The sequence below is a fragment of the Halorussus sp. MSC15.2 genome (genome assembly GCF_010747475.1).
GTDB lineage: Archaea > Halobacteriota > Halobacteria > Halobacteriales > Haladaptataceae > Halorussus.
On record NZ_VSLZ01000001.1, the window covers coordinates 807,914 to 828,096 of the forward strand.

The window sequence follows — 20,183 nt, forward strand, 5'->3', positions numbered from 1 at the left end:
CGTCCGGGTATGAGCTGGGTACGAGAGTTCTCCTTCGACCGCGAGCGACTGGCGTGGTGGCTGGTCGCGGTCGGGTTAGCGCTCGCGCTGGGGTACATCGTCGCCTCGTTCCTCGGGACCTTCCTGCTCGGCCTGTTCGTCTACTACGCGACCCGGCCGATGTACCGGCGACTGCTCGACCGGTTGCACCAACCGACGCTGACCGCTATCACCGCGCTGTTCGGGCTGGCGCTGCCCGGACTCGTCCTGCTCGGATACACCGTGGTCGTCAGCGTCCGCGAACTGAGTTCGCTGGCCGGAGTCGGCTTCGAGGAACTCGAAGGCGTCCTCGGAACGCAGATGAACCTGTCGCAACTGCTCGACCCCCAGCAACTGCTGGCACTCCTGCAGACGACCCCCCAACAACTGCAGGCGGACCTCCAGCAGTTCGCCGCCCAGCGCGGGGCCGAGACGGTCCGCGAAATTCTGGGGTCGGTGTTCACCGTGCTCGGCGTTCTCGCCAGCACCGCGCTCGGTATCGTCATCACGCTCGTGGTCGCGTTCTACCTGCTTCGGGACGACTACCGACTCGCGTCGTGGTTCAGCACGGAGGTCGCGGGCGAAGACAGTCCGACGGTGGCGTTCGCGCAGGCGGTGGACGCCGACCTCGAAACCGTCTACTTCGGCAACATCCTGACCGCGTTCGTCATCGCAATTCTGGCCGCAGTGGTCTACAACCTGCTCGACGTAGTGGCCCCGGCCGTGATATCCGTGCCCTCGCCGACCCTCCTCGGGTTGCTGACCGGACTCGCCAGCCTCATCCCGGTGGTCGGAATGAAACTGGTGTACGTCCCCCTCGGAATCGTGTTGGCCGCGGTGGCCGCGCTCAACGACCCGGCCTTACTGTGGTTCCCGGTGGTGTTCCTCCTCGCGGCGTTCGTCGTCGTAGACACGATTCCCGAACTCCTCCTGCGTCCGTACGTCTCCGGCAGGGACCTCCACACCGGTCTCGTCATGCTGGCGTACGTCCTCGGCCCGGTGCTGTTCGGCTGGTACGGACTCTTCCTCGGCCCGCTACTCCTCGTGCTGCTCGTCCACTTCGTGCAGGTCATCGTGCCGGAACTGGTCGAACGCGACGAGTTCCGCGTCGGCGACCGTCGGACGGAGTCCGGCGCGACAGACGAGACAGCGACCGGACCGCAACTCCGAATCCGCGCTCCCGTCGCGGCGTTCGCCCGCCGGGAACGGACTCCCGACGGCGGGTCGAGTCACGGCCCCGAGTCCGGCGGTTCGAGCCACGGCACGGAGGAGTAGGCCGGGCGTCGGCTACTCGCGTCGCTCGAAGATGGGCGTCCCCGAGTTCCCGGTGTCCTCGTACCCTCGTCGCCGAAGAGCGAACAGAACCTCGCTCAGTGCGCACTTCCCCTCCAGAATCGGCTCGCCGCCCTCCGTGAACGCGGCGGTCGCTCGATTCAAGTCGTCGAGCGCGACCCGGCCGTCGTCCGCCGCCTCGGCCAGCGCGTCCCCGACGAGTTCGTCATTGCGGTCCGGTTCGTAGGCGTCCACCTTCTCGGCGACGCGCTCGGCCGCGTCGTCGTAGGTGCGCCGCCCCGACCGCACCGGGTCCCGAATCTCCGCGACGTACTCCAGCATCCGCCTGCTCTCGGCGACCGCCTCGTCCCAGTTCTCGACCGCCCACACCGCGACGTCCGGCAGTTCCTCGATGGTCCCGGCCAACTCGTAGTCCCGCGGGATGGCGTCGTATATCCACGGCTGGTTCCGGGCTATCAGGACCTGCCCGCTCCCGGCCTGCTCGAACCACGTCCGGGCCAGCGTCTCGTACTCGGTCGCCGAGACGCAGAGGTCGCCAGTCCGGAGCGCGGCCTCGAACTCCTCGCGGGACGCCTTCGGATAGGCCTCGACCCACGGCAGGTCGGCGTACTCGTCGGGAATCGCGCTCATGCTCGTCATCACGGTCCGGATGCCGAACCTGTCGTGGAGCAGTTCTGCAATTTCCATCACGGTCCCGACCTGCTTCTTGTCCCAGATGGACCCCGCGACGTGGAGGTACTCGGGTTCGTCGGCGTACTCGGCGTCGAACCGCGAGAAGTCGATGGGACTTCCGGTCAGGACCGCGTCGTCCAGCGCCCGGTCTACCACCGACTCCTGCATGAACTCGTGGCCGTGCTCGCGCATGCCCTCCACGTCGATGGCGGCCTTGAACCACATTCCGTCGCTCAGGACCGCGTCGGCGATTTCGGTCTCGCGCTGGAACTCGTTTCGCCACCCGGTGTTCGCGTACTTGAACGGGAGTTGCAGGTCGTGGACGTTCGCGACGATATCGACCGGGGACGGGTGGCCGACCCGGTGGCCGTCGAGCGCGAGCAGCCACTTGTAGAGGTCCGCCCGTCCCCTGCGAAGTTGGTCCACCACCACGTCCACGTAGCCCAGTTGGTCGTAGGTCACCGCCGCGAGCGCCTCCAGTTGGTCCTCGCTGTACCCCGACTCCGTGAACGCGTTCTGGTGTCGGCGTCCGTGCATGAACGGTTCGGTCTCAACGAGCGTCACGCGCTCGCGGTCGGCCAGCACGTACTCGCGGTCGTAGTCGGCCACCTCGGGCGGTGCGAGCAACCAGTAGACGTGGAGGTCCGGGTCGATATCCAACCACTGTTCGACCCAGACCACCGCGTCGTTGAGCGTGCCGTTGGCGGTGGCGTCGTCGGGTCGGTAGAGTTCGGGAACGATGAGTATGCGCATGCGGAGTCCTCCGAGTGGCACGCAAAACGGGAGACGCGACCTTGAATCTATGTCCGGGCGAGGAGACACGCTCCGCGCTCGGGACTGCTCCTATCTGAACGCGTACACCGTTCCTGCGCGACTCCCGGCGAACACGTTGTCGCCCGCGGGGGCCAGCGCGTCGGTGTCGGCGTCGGTCTCGACGGTCCACCGCTCCGCTCCCGAGTCGGCGTCGAGCGCGGTCACGCCGGGCGTTCCGCGGTTGCCACCGCCGACCAGCAGGGAGTCGCCCGCACCGAACGCGCCCGAGGGCCACCGCGGGAGTCGGGCGGACCACCGGACCGACCCGGTTCGGGCGTCGAGTGCGCGGACGACGCCAACCTCCCGAACGTCGTCGTAGGTGAATCCCGGCGCGAACACGGTGTCGCCGCGCGCGGCGGGCGCGAGCGCGTTCATCTCGACCTTCTGTTGCCACCGCTCCTCGCCGGTGTCGGGGTCGAAGGCGTACAGTCGGCCGGAATTGATTTCGTGCGGACCGTCCGAACCGTCGGGGACCACGACGACGTCGCCGACTCGAACTGGCGCGAGACCGAACGAGGGGCCGCGACTCCGCCACGCGACGCGGGGCCGGTCGCGGGTGAGTTCCCCGAGCAGTGACCGGGATTCGAGCGCGACGCGGACCGGGTTGGCCGACGTACGCCCGGCCGTCAGCCAGCGCGACGGCGTGGTTCCCGAGTCCGTTCGGGAACCGCCAGCGAACGCCCCCGTCGTCGACGGACAGCGCGAGGACCGCACCGTGCGTGCCGACGAAGAGCCACCCGTCCGCCGGGAGGAGGTGGTAGCACCGTTCGAGTCCCCTGTCGAGGGACCACTCGACGCTCCCGTCGGTCGCGTCGAGCGCCCTGACGCTACTGCCGTCGTCGTAGTCGTTCGCCGCGAAGACCGTGCCGCCACGGACCGCGACGGTCATCGCGTCTCGGCCGTGTCGCCAGCGCTCGTTCCCCGTCGCGGCGTCGAGGGCGACCACTTCCTCGTCGCTGCCGACGAATACCGTCTCGTCGGCGACTGCCAACGACCGGACTTCGGTGCCGACGGTTGCGGTCCACGCGGCGGTCGGCGATTCGGTCGGGGGCGTCGCGTCCGGGGCGTAGGCCGCGTTCTTCGGACCGAACCGCCGGGTCGGCCACGTCCCGGTGTCCGGGTCCCACGGGTCCGGCAACCGCCGCCCCGGCAGTGCGCTCCCGGCGGCGGTCCCCGCGAGTCCGGCACCGACCCCCAGACCGACTCCCTTCAGGTAGTCGCGCCGGCCGAGTTCGTCCATCACTCGCCGCGTGGCGTCGGGTACTGATAAATGCTCTGTGAGAGGCCTCCACGCCGCTGAAGGCCGGTCGCGCTTCGGACTACAACAACCGATTTACCACGTCGCGGCGTACCCCCGTCGTGCGACCTGCCATACAACTCTACACGCTTCGGGAGTTGGACGAACCGCTCCCCGACCTCCTCCGGCGCGTCGGCGACACCGCGTTCGAGGGCGTCGAGTTCGCGGGACTCGGCGACTCGGACCCCGACGAGATTCGGAACGCGCTGGACGACGCCGGACTCGACGCCGCCGCGGCCCACGTCGGCGTCGAGGCCCTCGAATCCGACCTCGACGGCGTGGTCGAGAGCTACGAGTCGCTGGACTGCGACCGCGTCGTCGTGCCGTATCTGGACGAGACCCAGTTCGCCAGCGAGGCGGCCGTCACCGACACCGCCCGCAGACTCGAAACGCTCGCGGGCCGACTGGACGAGCGCGGTATCGCGCTGGGCTATCACAACCACGACCACGAGTTCGCCGCCCTCGGCGGCCGGACGGCCTTCGACCTGCTCGCCGACGAGACCGACTTCGACCTCGAACTCGACGTGGGGTGGGCGACCGCCGCGGGCCGCGACCCCATCGACCTGCTCGGACACCTCCGCGGGCGCGTCCCGTTGGTCCACCTCAAGGACGTGGCGGGCGACCGGCCGGTCGAGTTGGGCGAGGGAGACGTGGACGCGGAGGCCTGCGTCCGCGCCGCGCGGGAGGCCGGGACCGAGTGGCTGGTCTACGAACACGACGACCCCGAAGACCCCGAGGCGTCGCTGGCGCACGGCGCAGAGACGCTGGCGGGACTGCTATCCTGAGGCGACGAACACCGGCGTCCCGGGATTCCCCGCGTCCGCGTAGCCGAGCGACCGCAGGGCGTACACGAGGTCGGATATCGGGGTGCCCTCGCCCGCGCGCTCTCGGAGGTCGTCCAGCGGAATCTCTCCGTCGAACTCCGAGGCGGCCGTCGCCACGTCGTCCCGGACTGCGGTCCCGTCGACCGGCGAGATTCGACGTTCGACGCGCTGGGCGAGGTCGCGGTGGGTCCGCCGCCCGCAGCGCTCCGGGCCGCGGACCTCCCGGACGCGCTCGACCATCCGTCGGTTCTCGGCGACCGCCTCGTCCCAGTTCTCGACCGTACGGACCGCGAGGGCTTCGAGGTCCCCGAGGTCGCCCGCGAGTCGGTAGTCCTCGGGCACGCAGTCGTAGGCCCACGGTTCGTCGCGAACGACCAGCACCTGCCCGCTGGCGGCCTGTTCGAAGGGTGTCCGGGGCATCGTCTCGTGGTCCGAAGCGCAGACCGCGATGTCGCCCGTTCGGAGCGCCGTCTCGTAGCGTTCCCGGGAACACTCCGGGTAGGCGTCCACGAACTCGCGGTCGGCCATCCCCTCGGGAATCGGGTCCATGTTCGTCATCAGCGTGCGAATCCCGAACTCCTCGTGGAGGGTCTCTGCCGCGTCCAGTACCACGTCGAGATTCTTCTTGCCCCACCCGGACCCCGCGACGTGGAGTCGCTCGGGGTCGTCGGCGTACGACTCCTCGTACTCGCCGAAGTCGAGCGGACTCCCGGTCTCCAGCGCGTCGTCCAGCAGGTCGTCCAAGAACGCCTCGTCGAGGACGGCGGTCCCGTACTCCCGCATGCGCTCGGCGTCCACCCCGGCCTTGAACCAGAGGCCGTCGGCGTAGGTCGCGGCAGACAGCTCTACTTTCACCGGGGCGTCGTCGGGCATCTCCCGGCCGTGGCGCTTGAAGGGGAGTCGCAGGTCGTGGACGTAGCCGACGACTTCCGTCGGGCGCACCTCGGCCGCCGGACCGCCGCCGAGTCGGTGAAGCCACTTCGAGAGGTCGTACCGGCCCGTCACCTGCTGGTCGATAGCCACGTCTACGTAGCCGGAAACGTCGAAAATCGTCTCCTCGATGGCTCGGAACTGGTCCTCGGTGTACCCCGTCTCGGAGAAGGCGTCCTCGTGTTCGTGGCCGTGCATGAACGGTTCGGCCTCGACGAGCGTCACGCGCTCGCGGTCGGCCAGCACGTACCCATGGTCGTAGTTCGCGGTCTCCGGGGGCGCGAGCAGCCAGTAGACGTGGAGGTTGGGGTCGATGTCGAGCCACTGCTCGACCAGCGCCACGGCGTCGTTGAGCGTGCCGTTGGCGGTGGCGTCGTCGGGCCGGTAGAGTTCGGGGACGAAGAGGACGCGCATTCGTTCCGCACCGACCGACGACGGAAGCTGTCTTTACCGTGACGGCCGGACCGACCTCGACGCCGTATCAACTTTCGGTAACGACACTTCCGTAAACAGTTCTGCTGACGACAGGTATTTCAGTAACGACGTGTGATTTAAAACATCCATGGCCGCGCCGCTCATGGACACATCACCATCCAGCCCCTCACCGGGGCAGTTCACCACTCATGGACGACACAGCAAAATACGTCATTCACGCCGATATCACCGCCGACGGGGTGGTAGAACGGAGTGACGTCGTCGGGGCCGTCTTCGGGCAGACCGAGGGGCTACTCGGCGACGACTTGGACCTCCGAGACCTCCAGCAGTCGTCGAAACTCGGCCGCATAGACGTCGATATCGACAGCGAGAACGGACAGTCGTTCGGCACGATAACCATCGCGTCGAGCCTCGACAAGGTAGAGACCTCCATCCTCGCCGCGGCGTTGGAGACCATCAGTCGCGTCGGTCCCTGCCGGGCCACCGTCTCCGTCGCTAGCATCGAGGACGTGCGCGCCGCCAAGCGCCGCAAGGTGGTCGAGCGCGCCAAGCAACTCCTCTCGGACTCGTTCGACGAGGACGTGATGACCAGTCGGGAGATTCTGGAGGAGGTGCGCCAGAGCGTCCGCGTCGAGGACATCGTAGAGTACGAGGGCCTGCCAGCGGGTCCGCGCGTCGCCGACAGCGACGCCATCATCGTCGTCGAGGGGCGGGCGGACGTGCTGAACCTCCTGAAGTACGGCGTCAAGAACGCCGTCGCGGTCGAAGGCACCAACGTCCCCAACGCGGTGGCCGAACTCACCCAGAACCGCACCGTCACCGTCTTCCTCGACGGCGACCGGGGCGGCGACCTCATCCGGAAGGAACTCGCACAGGTCGGCGACATCGACTACGTCGCGTTCGCGCCGTCGAACAAGTCGGTCGAAGACCTCGCACGTCACGAGGTCATGTCGGCACTCAGGAGCAAACGCTCCTTCGAAGAGTCGATGAACGACGAGTCGTCGCCCGACTCCGACGCGACAGACTCGGGTGCGACCGACCTCGATTCGACCGACCGCGACCCGACGCCGCCCGAGTCGAGTGCGAACGAGGCCGGCCCCGCCGCGACCGACGGGAGCGCGCGTCCCGCACCCGAGAGCGACGAGACCGCGGGACCTGACGGTCCCGTGACGCCAGCCCCGGAGACCGCAGGGCCGGGTGCAGGTGCCGAGAGCGCTGACTCCGCCAGTCCCGACGCCGCGACCGAATCGACAGAGACCGGCCCGGCGGAGGCTCCCGAGGTGACGGACGACGCGGACGAACCGACCGGCGAATCGACAATCGACCCTGCCGTCCGGACTGCTTCGGCGTCGGAAACCGGCGACTCCGACCCGTCGGAGGGAGACGCCGCCGAGGAGGATTCGGAGTCGGGACCGGTGACCCTGCGCGGTCACGTCGAGACCGTCGTGGACGCCGAGACGGGGACCGCTCGCCTGCTGGACGAGTCGTTCGAGACCGTCGCCGAGGTGGCGGCCGAGAACGCCTTCGACGCCGTGGAGAGCGCCGAGGAAGCGCCCTACGCGGTGGTCGTGGACGGGACGCTCGAACAGCGCGTCCTCGACGTGTCGGCCCAGCGCGGCGTTCGACAGGTCGTCGCCCGCGACCTCGGGGAGTTCGTCAAGCAGCCCGCGGACGTGCGGGTGCAGACCGCCGACAAGTTCTGACGGCCCACCGCCGACGCGGACTTCGGAACTCGCTGTTTGTATCGTGTGGTTCGAGAGGACACAGTACGTCGCGACGGACTCGACTCAGAGGTCTCGACTCATCGTTATCGCCTCGCTCCCGTCGTCGTAGTAGTCGGTCTCTCGGCCGACTTCCTCGAAGCCCATCGACGCGTAGAGCGCCCTCGCGGCGTCGTTCTCGGGGTGGACCGCGAGTCGGACGCGGGAACACTCGGCGTCTCGAAGACGCTCGAAGGCGGCCGCGAGGAGACGACGCGCCCGGCCCTCGCGCCGGTGGGACGGTTCGACGGCGATTTCGGCGACGTAGCCCGCCTCCTCGTCGTGAAAGGCGACGAGGTAGCCGACCGGGTCGTCGTCCGGCGCGGCGGAGACGAGGGTGAGTGGGGGGCCGTCGATGGCGTACACCAGCAGCGCCGGATTGGGTTCGCTGAGGTGAGTCTGTACCTCGCGCAGGCGCTCGCGGTCGTCCGGCCGGGCGGGACGAATCACGACAGGACGAGCACCGCGAGACCCGCGCCGACGAGCGCCCCGGTGAGGGTGGCGAGGAAGTTGACGCTCTGGTTGCCGAGGCGGTCGCCCTCCATCGTCGCGCCGAGCAGACTGTCCATCGTCATGCCGCCCGCACCGGCGAGCGTGATGACGGCCGCGCCGGTAGTGCCGACGCTCTCGAACAGCAGGGCCGCGATGCCCGCGACGACCGCCGCGCCCGCGATGCCCGCGAGTTCGCCCTGCCACGTCACCCCGCCGTCGGTGCCGGGTTCGACGCGTTCGAACGTGGTGATGAGCCGCGGGTCGTCGAAGACGCCGCCAATCTCCGACGAGAGCGTGTCGCTCATCGCGGTGGCGATGGACCCGGCGAACGCGAACAGGAAGACGTGGCCCGAGACAGCGAACTTATCGTGGGCGGCGTAGGCGAGGACGGCCACGAGCGCCACCGCCGCGTTCCCGAGGACGTTGCCGCTCCCGCGCGCGCCCTCGTTGTCCTCGGCGACGCCGCGGGCGGCCTTCTGCTCGTACCGGAACTTGGTCGAGAGGCTCCCGATGCTGAAGAAGGCGATGAGGACCGCGAACCAACCGTACCCGCCGAGAACGATGGTCAGCATCGCCAGCAGCGCACCGGTCATCATCCCCGGAATCGACGCGGCGTCGAGCGCCCACGAGACGTAGCCGAACAGCGCGGTCACGGCGATGGCGACCGCGATGCCGTCCACCGTCACGACGACGGTGAGGTCCGCGAACAGCCACAGCAGGAAGGCGACCGACAGCATCACGAGGGGGTCGTCGCGGGCGAACAGGACCGAGCGGAGCAGTCCGGCGAGGAGCGCGCCGCTGGCCGCGAGGAAGACGACTTCGGGGAGCGCGACCGGCACGCTCTCGGCGCGGAGCGCGAGGACTTGTCCGAGGACGGCGGCCACGAGTCCGCCGGTGACGAACGCGCCGGTCCTGAGGATGGGTTCGGCGTCGAACCGCCACGCAATCTGTTGGGCGATGTTGCCGTAGCCGACGACGAGGACGCTGGCGACGAGGACGTGGCTCGGCAGTCCCGCGAACGAGGTCAGGAGCGCGATTGCGGCCGCCGCGAAGCCGAAGGCGGCCAGACCGTGGAGGCGACCCTCCTGCCGGTCGGCAGGTCGGGCGAACAACTCGAACACCGGTCCGTCGGTGACCGAGAGCGCGCCCACGGCGACCGCACCGAACGCGATAGCCGACGCCCACTCCAGTATCGGAGCCGCGAGCGCCAGCGTCGAGACGGCGGCGTACGCCGCCGCACGCCGAACTCTGGTAGTCACGTTAGTCGTCCGTTCCGCCGACGCCCACTTAATCCTCCCGAAGCGAGAGACCGCGTCCGGCGTCGAACCGTCTGACGAGCGTCCGACGACCAGCGAAAGCGGACTCGCCGGAACGCGGCGCGCAGGTCGGAACTCCGTCCGTGACGTTTAGGACGATGGGCCGCGAATCGTCGCCAGTGGGACTGTACGACAGGTATCTCGCCGCCCGCCTCCGGAGACACGAGGCCGACTCGCCCAGTCACGTCGCCGTCAACATCACCGAGCGTGACTTGCTCGAACAGGGCGCGTACACGACGCTCGAAGCCTTCTTCGAGTGGGCGTTCGAGTACGGGGCCGAACGCATCACCGTCTACGTCAGCGTCCTCGACCCCGAAGCGGCCCCGACGCTCCGGCGCGAGTTGGACCAAGTGTCTGCCCCGCGCCAGTTGGCGGTCCGGGGTCCCGACGACACCCAGCGCGCCGACGCCCCGATTCAGGTCTCCATCGGCTTGGGCGGCAAACACGAGTTCGCAGGCGCAGTGCGGAAGATAGCCGAGAACGTCCGCGACGGCGAGTTGACCGCCGAGCAGGTGGACGAGTCCGACGTGGAGGAGCATCTGGTGTTCCCCGAGAACCCCGACCTCGTGCTGAAGACCGGCGCGGAGCGACTCTCGGACTTCATGATATGGCAGTCGGTGTACTCGGAACTCTATTTCACCGACGTGAACTGGCGGGACTTCCGGAAGCGAGAGTACCTTCGGGCGCTGCTCGACTACAAGAATCGCCAGCGACGGTTCGGCCGGTAACTCACTCCACAGACGACCGCTCGCCCTCCACGTCCAACTCCTCGATACCTAACTCCTCGGCCCCCAGTTCCTCGACGTTCGACTCCTCGGGCAGCGTCCCGCGGAATCGGTCGATTATCCGGCGGGCCTCCTCCAGTTCCACGCCGCCGAGTTCCCGGACCAGCGCCAGCGCGCGCTTGGCCTTCGCGCGACGCCACGACTCCTCGCGCGACTCGTAGGTCCGAATGCCTCGGAGGAAGTCCACCTTCGAGAACTCGGGCCAGTAGGGCGTGCAGAAGAAGACCGCCGCCTCGTTGCCGTTGGCGTGCCACGGCAGGAAGTTAGAGGTGCGCTCGTCGCCGCCGGTCCGGATGATGAGGTCCACGTCGCGGACCGGACTGTCGTACAGCCGATTCTCTATCTCGGAAACGTCGATGTCCGCGGGGTCCAACTCGTCGTCTTCGACCGCGCTCGCCACGTCGCGGGTAGCGTTGAGGAGTTCGTTCCGACCGCCGTAGGCCAGCGCGACGTTGAGGGTGAACGAGTCGTAGTCCGCAGTCCGGCCCTCGGCGTAGTCGATGGCCTCCCGGACGCGCTCGGGAAGCGCCTCCCGGTCGCCGATGGCACGGATGCAGACCTCGCCGTCGTGGACGCGGTCGTCGTCGCCGAAGTCGTACAACTTCTCCTCCAGCAGGTCGAACAGCGCTTCGTTCTCGTGGTCGGGGCGGTCGAAGTTCTCGGTCGAGAACGCGTACAGCGTCAACTCCTCGACGCCCATGTCCTGACACCAGTTCAGCACTCGCTCTGTCGTCTGAGCACCAGCGCGGTGGCCGTCGGGCGCGTCTTCGCCCTGCTTGCTGGCGTACCGTCTGTTACCGTCTTGAATGACCGCGACGTGCGTCGGCGCGCCGGATATCTCTCGTCTGAGAAGACGTTCGTATGCGGCCTGAACTCGCCGCTGTACCCACTGGAACATCCGTTGTTGGGACGGACACGACCGAGAGCAATTAGCCTTTTGACCCCGAACCCTCCGGGACGCGACCTGTCGGCCCTATAGCTTCAGCTAGTTGCATACCTTTTTAAGCATGGGGCGACTTGAACCAGAACGCAATGGCGAAAGGTACGGTCGATTTCTTCAACGACACTGGCGGTTACGGTTTCATCGACACTGAGGATGCCGACGAAGACGTGTTCTTCCACATGGAAGACATCGGCGGTCCGGACCTCGAAGAGGGGCAGGAAGTCGAGTTCGAAATAGAGCAGGCGGACAAGGGTCCGCGAGCGAAGAACCTCAAACGCCTGTAAAACGTAACGCGCGAAATTGAGCTTTTATTGACGCAGACCGGATAGCGACAGCGTTATCGGCGAACCGTAGCGCGTTTAACCGGCGGACGGCTTGCTCCACACATGGACGACGCAGTCGACGAGGACCTCTACCGTCGGACCGAGCAGTTACTCGAACCGGGCGACATCGAACTCAACGGGGCCATCGTTCGGACCGACCTCGGCAGCGACGAGGAGACCGAGATGCATCAAGCGACCGTCGATATCGGCGAGATAATCGCCGAACACGCGGGCTACGACTCGAAGGACACGTTCGTCTACTCCGGGACCGACGACACCGACTTCGCCTCGAACCAGCATCAGGGACTGACGCTCGACGACGAGTCGTTCGTCTGGGAGTGCCAGCAACTCCTCCGCGACGGCACCTTCGACGTGGTGTTCTACTACGAGGCCAGCGCCGACCACGAGTCCATCCTCGAAGATGTGCGCGACCTCGGGTTCGACGTCGTCGGTGTCGAGGGGTGACCCGACACTTGCAGATTCCAGCAGAATGTGTCTCGTTTGGAAGGGTTTACGTACCGTCCGAACTTAGCTCCCGACAACAACGGTGCGATGGGTGCATTACAGGGTGAAATCATGAATATCGAACTCTCTCTCTCTGACACACGAACCGGGGGTCGATTCCCGTGAGTGCGGCGACGGGCGTCGTCTCGGGGATTCGTATCAGCCACGACCGCGCGAGTCTGGACGCGGTCGAAGCGGCCTGCCACCCCGACGAAGAGGCGATTCTCCAGCGACTGCTGGACGTGCCGGGCGTCCACGAGGCGTTCGTACTCCAGACGTGCAACCGCTTCGAGGCTTACGTCGTCACCGACGCCGACGCGGCCGGACAGGCGGTATTGGACGATTTCGCGCCCGACGTGGGCGGCCACTCGGTCGTGGAGATGGGCCACGAGCAGAGTCTCCGCCACCTGCTGCGGGTGGCGGCCGGACTCGAATCGCTCGTCCTCGGCGAGGACCAGATTCTCGGACAGATTCGAGACGCCTACACGCTGGCCCACGAGAGCGGCGCGCTCGGCCCGATGCTCGACGTGGCCGTGACCAAGGCCATCCACGTCGGCGAACGCGCCCGGACCGAGACCGACATCAACGACGGCGCGGTGTCGGTCGGGAGCGCGGCGGTGAAACTGCTGGCCGCCGAGTCCGACCTCGAGGACGCCACCGCGCTCGTCGTCGGCGCGGGCGAGATGGGAACCATCGCCGCCCACGCGCTCGCCGACACCGATATCCAGAGGCTCTACGTCGCCAATCGGTCGTTCGACGGTGCTGTCGAGGTGACGGACGTCGTGGACCACGACGACGTCCGCGCGGTCACCCTCGACGAACTCGGCGAGACGCTCGACGCCGCAGACGTGGTGGTCTCCGCGACGGGGAGCGAGAGTCACGTCATCGACGCCGACGACTTCCACGACACGGGCGAAGTGCGGGTCGTAGACATCGCCCAACCCCGGGACGTTTCGCCCGCGGCCAACGCCGTGAACGGCGTGACCGTCCACGGGATGGCCGCGCTGGAGTCGGTCACCGACGAGACCGAGCGCCGACGCCGGGCCGCCGCCGAGTCCGTGGAGGCGATGATAGACCGGGAGTTCGACCACCTGCTGGAGAGTTACAAGCGCAAGCGCGCCGACGAGGTCATCTCGGCGATGTACGAGAGCGCCGAACGCGTCAAGGAGCGCCAGCTCTCGGAGGCGTTCTCGAAACTCGACGCCCACGGCGACCTCAACGACGACCAGCGCGAGGTCGTCTCGTCGCTGGCCGACGCGCTGGTCTCGCAACTGCTCGCGCCGCCGACGAGCAGTCTCCGGGACGCCGCCGCCGAGGACGACTGGGGGACCATCAACACGGCGCTCCAACTGTTCGACCCGGACTTCGGCGAGGACGGGGGACCGCCGGAGTTCGTGCGCGAGCAGTTCGACGACGGCGACGTTCCCGACGAGGTGGCCGAGCAGATGCCCGACGACGTCCGGACGATGATAGCTGGCGACGACGACTGAGGGACGATTCGGCGGTTCCGGGGCCGCGCCGGGGGTACCACGTCACCGAACTTTATCTGCGATAACGCCGAACACCCACGCATGGCAGACCTACTTTCCGACGACGAGATAGCGGCCAAACTACCCGACGGGTGGGAGCGCGTCGACGACGAAATCGTCCGCGTGTTCGAGTTCGACGACTACCTCGAAGGCGTCGCCTTCGCCACCGAAGTCGGCGAACTCGCCGAGGAGGAGTTCCATCACCCCACGATAGAGATTCGCTACGAGGAGGTCGAGGTCCGGTTCACCAGCCACGAGGAGGGCGGCATCACCGACGACGACGTACACATGGCCGAACTGACCGACGACCTGCGCTAACCGGGGCCGAGGCATGGACGCCAGATACGTCTTCGCCGTGCGGTTCCGACTCGAAGCCGAGACCGAGGGCGTCTCGGTCGGACCCGACGAGTTCGAGACCCGTCTCTACCGGGCGGCGGACCCGCCCGGCGAGGACGGGTGGCTGTTCTTCCGCGACAACCTCTGGCGCGGGGAGATAAACGACGACCGTCACTTCCGGCGACTGGTCGAGGAGGAACTGGGCGTGAACGTAGTGTCGGCGGAGTACCGCGCGCTGGAGACCGACGAGGAGTATTTGGCCGCGCTGAAAGACGAGATACGCGACGACCTCGCGACGTTCAAGGCGGACTCCGTCTCGGAGGTGCTGAACAAGTATCTCGGCAGTTCGCTGGAGGTCGATAAGGGGTAGCGCCTCGGGTGAGGCAGTTTGGAGACCGCCGTCGCGTGTCGGGGTTTCGGTGCCGAACTTCGGTTCGGTCGTCCGCGACGGTCGTCCCACGTACCCGGAAAACGCTTAACTTTACCGAGTGCCTACACATCTGTCCCTATGGTCGCCCGCGAGTACGATTACTGGTTGCTCGACTTGGACGGGACGCTCATCGACGTGGACTGGTCGTATCCGCGGTCGGTGTTCGACCGAGTAGGCGACCGTCTCGGTCGGGAGTTCACCGACCGGGAGGCGGAAATCCTCTGGCACGGACTCGGGGGGAACCGCAACGAGCAGTTGCGCGAGTGGGGCATCGACCCAGAGGAGTTCTGGCCCGCGTTCCACGACATCGAGGACCCCCAGCGCCGGGCGGAGGAGACGTACCTCTACGACGACGCGGCGTTCGTGGGCGAGTTAGACTGTCCGGTCGGTCTGGTGACCCACTGCCAACCGTTCCTCGCCAACCCCGTGCTCGACGAACTCGACATCCGCGACTGGTTCGACACTGTCATCTGCTGCGACGAGGAGTTGGGGTGGAAACCCGACCCCGCGCCCCTCCACCACGCGATGGAGCAGATAGGCGTCCATCACGACGGTCACGATGGCGTGTACGCCGGCGACGGCGCGAGCGACGTCGGCGCGGCGTGGAACGCGGGTCTCGACGCGATTCACGTCGAGCGCCACGGTCACCACCGACGCGAGCAGTGCGTCCTCGGCGACTACCGAGTCGAGACGTTCGACGAACTGCTGGCGACCGCCGGCGCGGACTGAGTTCGGCCGTCGTGGTGGTCGTACGCCGCGGGTGAACCGATAACGGTATCTTTTCCCCGTCGCCACGGATACAAACTCAAAAGATGTACATCGTAATCGTCGGCGCTGGCAATATCGGCACGCCGCTCATCGAGATTGCAACGGCCGGTGGTAACGAGGTCGTCGTCATCGAGAAAGACGAGAAGAAGGCCGAGCGGGCCGCCTCGACGCACGATTGTCTCGTTCTCAACGACGATGCGACGATAAAGGACACGCTGGTCGATGCCGGTATCGACCGCGCGGACGCTCTCATCTCTACGACCGACCAAGACGCGACCAACATCATGGTCTCGCTGCTCGGACAGGAACTCGAGGTTCCCAACATCGTCTCGGTGGTTCACGACGCCGACCACATGGAACTGTTCCGCCGAATCGGCGTCCACACGATGCAGAACCCGCAGCGACTCATCGCCGAGTATCTCTACCGGGCGGTCAAGCGACCGTCCATCATCGACTACATGCGCATCGGCGACGAGGCCGAAGTGTTCGAAATCAGCGTGGGTTCGGACGCCGCCATCGCCGGGAAGACCATCCAGCAGGCCGCCACGGAGGGCCTGCTCCCCGACGACATGCTCATCGTCGCCGTCGAACGCGACGACTCGAACAAGCCCGTCACGCCGCGCGGGAACACGGAAGTCCGTGCCGGTGACGTCCTGACGGTGTACTCCGAACGAGGTGCGACGCCGGAAGTGACCGACGTGTTCGGTCACTTCGAGGACCACGATACCCACCCGGACGACGCCTGATATGTCGGCGAACAGAACTGTCCGCCGGATTCCGGCGGACCTCTCCATCATCGCGCGAGACGTGGGTTCGCTGCTCGCCATGGAGGCGGGACTGATGGCCATCAGCGTCGGCGTTGCCCTCGTCTTCACCGAGTGGTACGGCGCGCTGTCGTTCCTCCTCGCCGCCGGTATCACCGCCGCGGTCGGTCTGGGCGCGCGCCGGGCCTTCGCGGACGCCCCCGAACCCCGGATGAAACACGGGATGATAATCGCGGCCACCGGGTGGTTCTGCGTCGCGGTCTTCGGCGCGCTTCCGTTCCTGCTGATGGCGTATCTCACCCCGTCGCAGGTCATGCAGTCGTACGTCTCCTCGGCCCCCGAATCGGCCACCTACGAGGCCGTGACGGTCTTCGGCGCGACGTCGCGCTCCAGTCTGGTCTACTTCAGGAACCCGCTCCACGCCTTCTTCGAGAGCATGAGCGGGTGGACCGGGTCGGGACTGACGATGGCCGTCCACGAACCGACGCTCCCGCGGACGATTCAGTGGTGGCGGTCGTTCATGCAGTGGGTCGGCGGCGTGGGCGTCATCGTCCTCACCACCGCCATCCTCGCGCGTCCGGGAAGCGGGAGCTACGCGCTCTACCGGAGCGAGGCCCGCGAGGAGAAGATTCACCCGAGCATCATCTCGACGGTCCAGACGGTCTGGAAGATATTCGTCCTCTACACCGCGCTCGCGGTCCTCGCCATGTTCGTCGCCATCTCGCTGTCGGACTACGGGTCGCAGTTACCGACGTGGCAGGCGTTCTGGCAGGCGCTCAATCACGCCATGACCGGGCTATCGACCGGCGGGTTCTCGGTCACGGACAACTCCATCGCCACCTACGACTCGCCGCTCATCGAGACGGTGCTGCTCCCGATAATGGCGCTCGGAGCCATCGCCTTCCCGATTCACTACGTGGTCCTCTCGAACCGCGACGCCGAACCCCTGTGGGAGGACCTCCAGACGCGGTGGCTGTTCATCCTGTTCGGCGTCGGCATCGTCGTCCTCTCGCTCCAGAACGCGGCGGCCGTCACGTCGGCGTTCGAAGCGACGAACTACGCCGGACTCCAGACGGTCGGTCTCTCGGCGGCGCAGGCCACCGCAATCCGCGATTCGGTGTTCCAGTGGGTGAGCGCCCTCTCGTGTACCGGCTTCCAGTCGTCGGGCATCGGCGACTGGAAACCCGGCGGAAAGCTCCTCCTCTCGATTGCGATGGTCGTCGGCGGGGCCGCCGGTTCGACGGTGGGCGGTATCAAAATCATCCGCGCGTACACCATCGGTCGCGGTATCGTCTGGCAGTTCTCCCGGGTGTTCCTGCCCGAGAGCGCGGTCGTCACTGCGAACATAAACGGTCGGAACCTCGGTCGAAACGAGATGGAACGGGAGTTCAGCGAGGCGGCCATCGTCAGTCTGCTTTGGATAGGGCTACTGGTCGCTAGTTCCATCGTGCTGGTGAACGTCGCCGACCCCAGTTACGGCCTGTCGGACGTACTGTTCGAGGTGGCGAGCGCGCAGGGCAACGTGGGCCTGTCGTCGGGCATCACCGGTCCCGCCATGCCGTCGCTGGCCGAGGGTATGTTCATCCTCAACATGTGGGTCGGCCGCCTCGAAATCATCCCCGTGCTGGTGTTCGCCCGCTCGATTCTCTACGGGCTGAACCCGCGGTGAGTTCGGTCTCGTTATCCTTCGTCGCTCTCCCTCGCCGGTCTCGGTCTATCCCGTCGATTTCGATTCTCGTCCCGTCACCGGCCGAATCCCGGTAGCGCCGACAGGACTGCGTCCAACTCGTCGTCGAGCGCCGCCGCGAGTTCGCTGACGCCCGGCTTGGACTCGCGGTCGGGGTTCGCCAGCACGCGGACCGTCTCGGTTCCGACGTGGACGAACCCGAGGTCCAGTTTCTCGGCGGTCGCCCGCAGACCGAGTCCGGCGTCGGCCTGCCCGTCCGCGACCTTTCTGGCGGGACTCTCGTGGGCCTTCGCTGCCAGCTCGAACCCCTCGATGGCGTCCACGAGGTCGTGGCGGGTCACGCCGCGCTCGTCGGCGAGGTCGGCGAGCGCCTCGCCGAGACTGGTCCGCAGGCCCGAGTCCGACCCTCGATTGACGAACCGCAGGTCGCGGTCGGCGAGGTCCGCGAGGCCGGAGATTCCCTCGGGGTTACCCGCGGGGACGACCAGCCCCCAGTCGCGCTCGTAGGAGCCGAGTTCCGTCGCCGCGACGCCGCGGTCGTCGTCCGACTCGCCGGTCGTCACCGCGAAGTCGGGGACGCCGTCGCGGAGTCGCCGGAGGCCCTCGCGCGACCCGACCGAGAGGTACCGCGGTCGGTCGAGCGCGTCCAGCAGGCGCGCCAAGGCGGGGTCGTCCTCGCCGACGCCGAGGACCGTCGGCGGGCGCACGTCGGGCGAGAACAACTGGACCTCCACCGTCTCGCCCTCGGCGACGTAGGCGGTGTCGGCCGGGACCTCGACCACGCCGTCGGCCTCCACGAGACTGGTGGTCGCGCCGCTTCCCTTGTCCACGACGTAAGCCAGCAGGTCGTCTTCTTCACCGCCGGTCTCGGTCAGGCCCACGGGCATCATCCGCATCCGGCCCTCGCCGTAGCGTTCCTCGGTCGCCATCCGGGCCTCGACGGTCGCGGTGGCGGGTTCCGGTACCCCCGCGGCGCGACGAATCGCGGGCGCGACGAACGTCCGGAAGATGGTGAGCGCCGAGACGGGGTAGCCCGGCAGACCGACGTAGGCGGAGTCGCCGGAGCTCCGCTCGTCTTCCGAGCCGTCCGAGCGTGGCTCGGAGACGTCGAGTCGGCCGACGAGCATCGGCTTGCCGGGTTTGACCGCCACGCCGTGGACGAGCAGTTCGCCCCGCTCCTCGATGACTTCGTAGATGACGTCCACTGCGCTCGCGCTGGTGGACCCCGACGACAGCACGAGGTCGCACTCCTCGGCGGCCGTCCGGAGGACGCGCTCCATCTCCTCGTAGTCGTCTCCGGCGTGGGGGTAGAGTTCGGGGTCCCCGCCCGCCTCCGCGACGGCAGCGGCGACGGTGTAGCTGTTCACGTCGTAAATCTGGCCCGCCGCGCTGTCTATCTCGTCGCCGGGCCGGACCAACTCGTCGCCGGTCGAGACGATGCCGACCGTCGGCTTGCCGCGGACCGGGACCGACTCGACGCCGAGCGCCGACAGCAGGCCGATTTCGCGGGCCGTGAGTCGAGTTCCGGGGCCGAGCGCTCGCTCGCCCGCGGCCACGTCCGCGCCCGCGAGCATCACGTGGTCGCCCGGCGCGACGGCGGTGCGGACCGCCACGGTCTCGCCGTCGTCTCGCTCGTCGGTTCGCTCGACCATCACCACGCTGTCCGCACCCTCAGGCATCACCGCGCCGGTCGAGATTTCGGCGGCTTGGCCCTCGCTGACCGCCACATCGGGTTCCTCGCCCGCGTGGACCGTCCCGGCGAGTTCGAGGACCGCGGGGTCGGTCTCGTCCGCGCCGAAGGTGTCGCGCGCCCGCACGGCGTAGCCGTCCATGCTCGCACGGTCGAACCCCGGCACGTCGAGGGCGGCGTCGATTCGCTCGGCGAGGACTCGGCCGCGGGCCTCGGCGAGCGGAACCCGTTCCGGTTCGGGAGCGAGGTCGAGCGATGCGATTGCGTCTCTGGCGTCGTCCGGGTCGGCGAGGTCTCTGAACTCCTTTCGGTCGGTCATCGTGTATCAGCTCCTGACGTTCGGAATGTAGTCGGTGATTCTGTGAGTTGTTCGGGGAACACGATAGCCGCTTCTCGCGGCGGACGGCTATTTGGACCGGCAGAAACGAACGAGCTAGCGACAGACTCGAACCTATGAGAACCGCACTGCGACCGCACCGAACTGCGCCTCACACCTCCCCATCCTCTTGCGCTTCTCGGCCTTCGGCCTGCGATGCTCGTCCCTCGCGCGGTTTGGCGCGACACGAGGTCGCGC

The 20,183-nt window shown here is 67.5% G+C and carries 19 protein-coding genes and 1 pseudogene; 12 read left to right on the forward strand and 8 right to left on the reverse strand.

From position 1 onward, the window contains the following. Positions 1 to 9: 9 nt before the first annotated feature. Positions 10 to 1,293, forward strand: coding sequence for an AI-2E family transporter (locus FXF75_RS04235; protein WP_163520270.1), 1,284 nt, complete (start codon positions 10 to 12; stop codon positions 1,291 to 1,293). A gap of 12 nt (positions 1,294 to 1,305) precedes the next feature. On the opposite strand, the gene FXF75_RS04240 is transcribed toward FXF75_RS04235, so the two are convergent. The 3 genes and pseudogenes from FXF75_RS04240 to FXF75_RS23435 all read right to left on the reverse strand — a co-directional run. Beyond that, positions 1,306 to 2,736 carry a glycosyltransferase family 1 protein gene (locus tag FXF75_RS04240; protein WP_163520271.1) on the reverse strand — a complete coding sequence of 477 codons (1,431 nt, stop codon included), beginning with the start codon at positions 2,734 to 2,736 and terminating at the stop codon, positions 1,306 to 1,308. 90 nt (positions 2,737 to 2,826) lie between these two features. Then, the gene (locus FXF75_RS04245; protein WP_163520272.1) at positions 2,827 to 3,510 is read right to left on the reverse strand and encodes a PQQ-binding-like beta-propeller repeat protein; all 684 of its coding nucleotides are present in this window, start codon (positions 3,508 to 3,510) and stop codon (positions 2,827 to 2,829) included. 7 nt (positions 3,511 to 3,517) lie between these two features. After that, positions 3,518 to 4,036: pseudogene (locus FXF75_RS23435) on the reverse strand (PQQ-binding-like beta-propeller repeat protein); the annotation flags it as partial. Between the two features lie 119 nt (positions 4,037 to 4,155). Between FXF75_RS23435 and FXF75_RS04255 the strand changes: the two are divergent. Then, positions 4,156 to 4,878 carry a sugar phosphate isomerase/epimerase gene (locus tag FXF75_RS04255; protein ID WP_163520273.1) on the forward strand — a complete coding sequence of 241 codons (723 nt, stop codon included), beginning with the start codon at positions 4,156 to 4,158 and terminating at the stop codon, positions 4,876 to 4,878. Here FXF75_RS04255 and FXF75_RS04260 read toward each other — a convergent pair. Then, a complete protein-coding gene (locus FXF75_RS04260) occupies positions 4,870 to 6,261 on the reverse strand; it encodes a glycosyltransferase (protein WP_163520274.1) in 1,392 nt (463 codons plus the stop codon). The two genes, FXF75_RS04255 and FXF75_RS04260, sit on opposite strands and share 9 nt — an antisense overlap. A 209-nt stretch (positions 6,262 to 6,470) precedes the next feature. On the opposite strand from FXF75_RS04260, the gene dnaG reads away from it, so the two are divergent. Next, a complete protein-coding gene (dnaG, locus tag FXF75_RS04265) occupies positions 6,471 to 7,985 on the forward strand; it encodes a DNA primase DnaG (RefSeq protein WP_163520275.1) in 1,515 nt (504 codons plus the stop codon). Positions 7,986 to 8,069: 84 nt separating this feature from the next. On the opposite strand, the gene FXF75_RS04270 is transcribed toward dnaG, so the two are convergent. Continuing rightward, entirely contained in the window at positions 8,070 to 8,492 is a 423-nt protein-coding gene (locus FXF75_RS04270; protein ID WP_163520276.1) for an N-acetyltransferase, read from the reverse strand. Beyond that, a complete protein-coding gene (locus FXF75_RS04275) occupies positions 8,489 to 9,793 on the reverse strand; it encodes a TIGR00297 family protein (RefSeq protein WP_163520277.1) in 1,305 nt (434 codons plus the stop codon). The genes FXF75_RS04270 and FXF75_RS04275 overlap by 4 nt, the downstream gene beginning before the upstream one ends. 176 nt (positions 9,794 to 9,969) lie before the next feature. Between FXF75_RS04275 and FXF75_RS04280 the strand changes: the two genes are divergently transcribed. Next, the gene (locus tag FXF75_RS04280; RefSeq protein WP_163520278.1) at positions 9,970 to 10,578 is read left to right on the forward strand and encodes an undecaprenyl diphosphate synthase family protein; all 609 of its coding nucleotides are present in this window, start codon (positions 9,970 to 9,972) and stop codon (positions 10,576 to 10,578) included. A 1-nt stretch (position 10,579) separates the two neighbouring features. Here FXF75_RS04280 and uppS read toward each other — a convergent pair whose 3' ends face one another. Beyond that, the gene (uppS, locus tag FXF75_RS04285) at positions 10,580 to 11,533 is read right to left on the reverse strand and encodes a polyprenyl diphosphate synthase (RefSeq protein WP_163520279.1); all 954 of its coding nucleotides are present in this window, start codon (positions 11,531 to 11,533) and stop codon (positions 10,580 to 10,582) included. Between the two features lie 134 nt (positions 11,534 to 11,667). Here uppS and FXF75_RS04290 point away from each other — a divergent pair, with 134 nt between their 5' ends. The 8 genes from FXF75_RS04290 to FXF75_RS04325 all read left to right on the forward strand — a co-directional run bounded on the left by FXF75_RS04290 (position 11,668) and on the right by FXF75_RS04325 (position 17,901). Beyond that, entirely contained in the window at positions 11,668 to 11,862 is a 195-nt protein-coding gene (locus FXF75_RS04290; protein WP_163520280.1) for a cold-shock protein, read from the forward strand. Positions 11,863 to 11,964: 102 nt separating this feature from the next. Next, positions 11,965 to 12,366 carry a DUF5778 family protein gene (locus FXF75_RS04295; RefSeq protein ID WP_163520281.1) on the forward strand — a complete coding sequence of 134 codons (402 nt, stop codon included), beginning with the start codon at positions 11,965 to 11,967 and terminating at the stop codon, positions 12,364 to 12,366. 161 nt (positions 12,367 to 12,527) lie between these two features. After that, positions 12,528 to 13,895 carry a glutamyl-tRNA reductase gene (gene hemA / locus FXF75_RS04300; RefSeq protein WP_163520282.1) on the forward strand — a complete coding sequence of 456 codons (1,368 nt, stop codon included), beginning with the start codon at positions 12,528 to 12,530 and terminating at the stop codon, positions 13,893 to 13,895. An 81-nt stretch (positions 13,896 to 13,976) separates the two neighbouring features. Next, positions 13,977 to 14,252 (forward strand): 4a-hydroxytetrahydrobiopterin dehydratase, encoded by a 276-nt coding sequence (locus tag FXF75_RS04305; RefSeq protein ID WP_163520283.1) that lies wholly within the window; start codon positions 13,977 to 13,979, stop codon positions 14,250 to 14,252. A 13-nt stretch (positions 14,253 to 14,265) separates the two neighbouring features. Beyond that, entirely contained in the window at positions 14,266 to 14,640 is a 375-nt protein-coding gene (gene lwrS / locus FXF75_RS04310) for an LWR-salt protein (protein ID WP_163520284.1), read from the forward strand. A 138-nt stretch (positions 14,641 to 14,778) separates the two neighbouring features. Then, positions 14,779 to 15,429, forward strand: coding sequence for an HAD family hydrolase (locus FXF75_RS04315; protein ID WP_163520285.1), 651 nt, complete (start codon positions 14,779 to 14,781; stop codon positions 15,427 to 15,429). Positions 15,430 to 15,512: 83 nt separating this feature from the next. After that, positions 15,513 to 16,214 (forward strand): TrkA family potassium uptake protein, encoded by a 702-nt coding sequence (locus tag FXF75_RS04320; protein ID WP_163520286.1) that lies wholly within the window; start codon positions 15,513 to 15,515, stop codon positions 16,212 to 16,214. Between the two features lies 1 nt (position 16,215). Continuing rightward, a complete protein-coding gene (locus FXF75_RS04325; RefSeq protein ID WP_163520287.1) occupies positions 16,216 to 17,901 on the forward strand; it encodes a TrkH family potassium uptake protein in 1,686 nt (561 codons plus the stop codon). A gap of 74 nt (positions 17,902 to 17,975) precedes the next feature. On the opposite strand, the gene FXF75_RS04330 is transcribed toward FXF75_RS04325, so the two are convergent. Then, a complete protein-coding gene (locus tag FXF75_RS04330; RefSeq protein ID WP_163520288.1) occupies positions 17,976 to 19,928 on the reverse strand; it encodes a molybdopterin biosynthesis protein in 1,953 nt (650 codons plus the stop codon). Between the last annotated feature and the right edge of the window lie 255 nt (positions 19,929 to 20,183).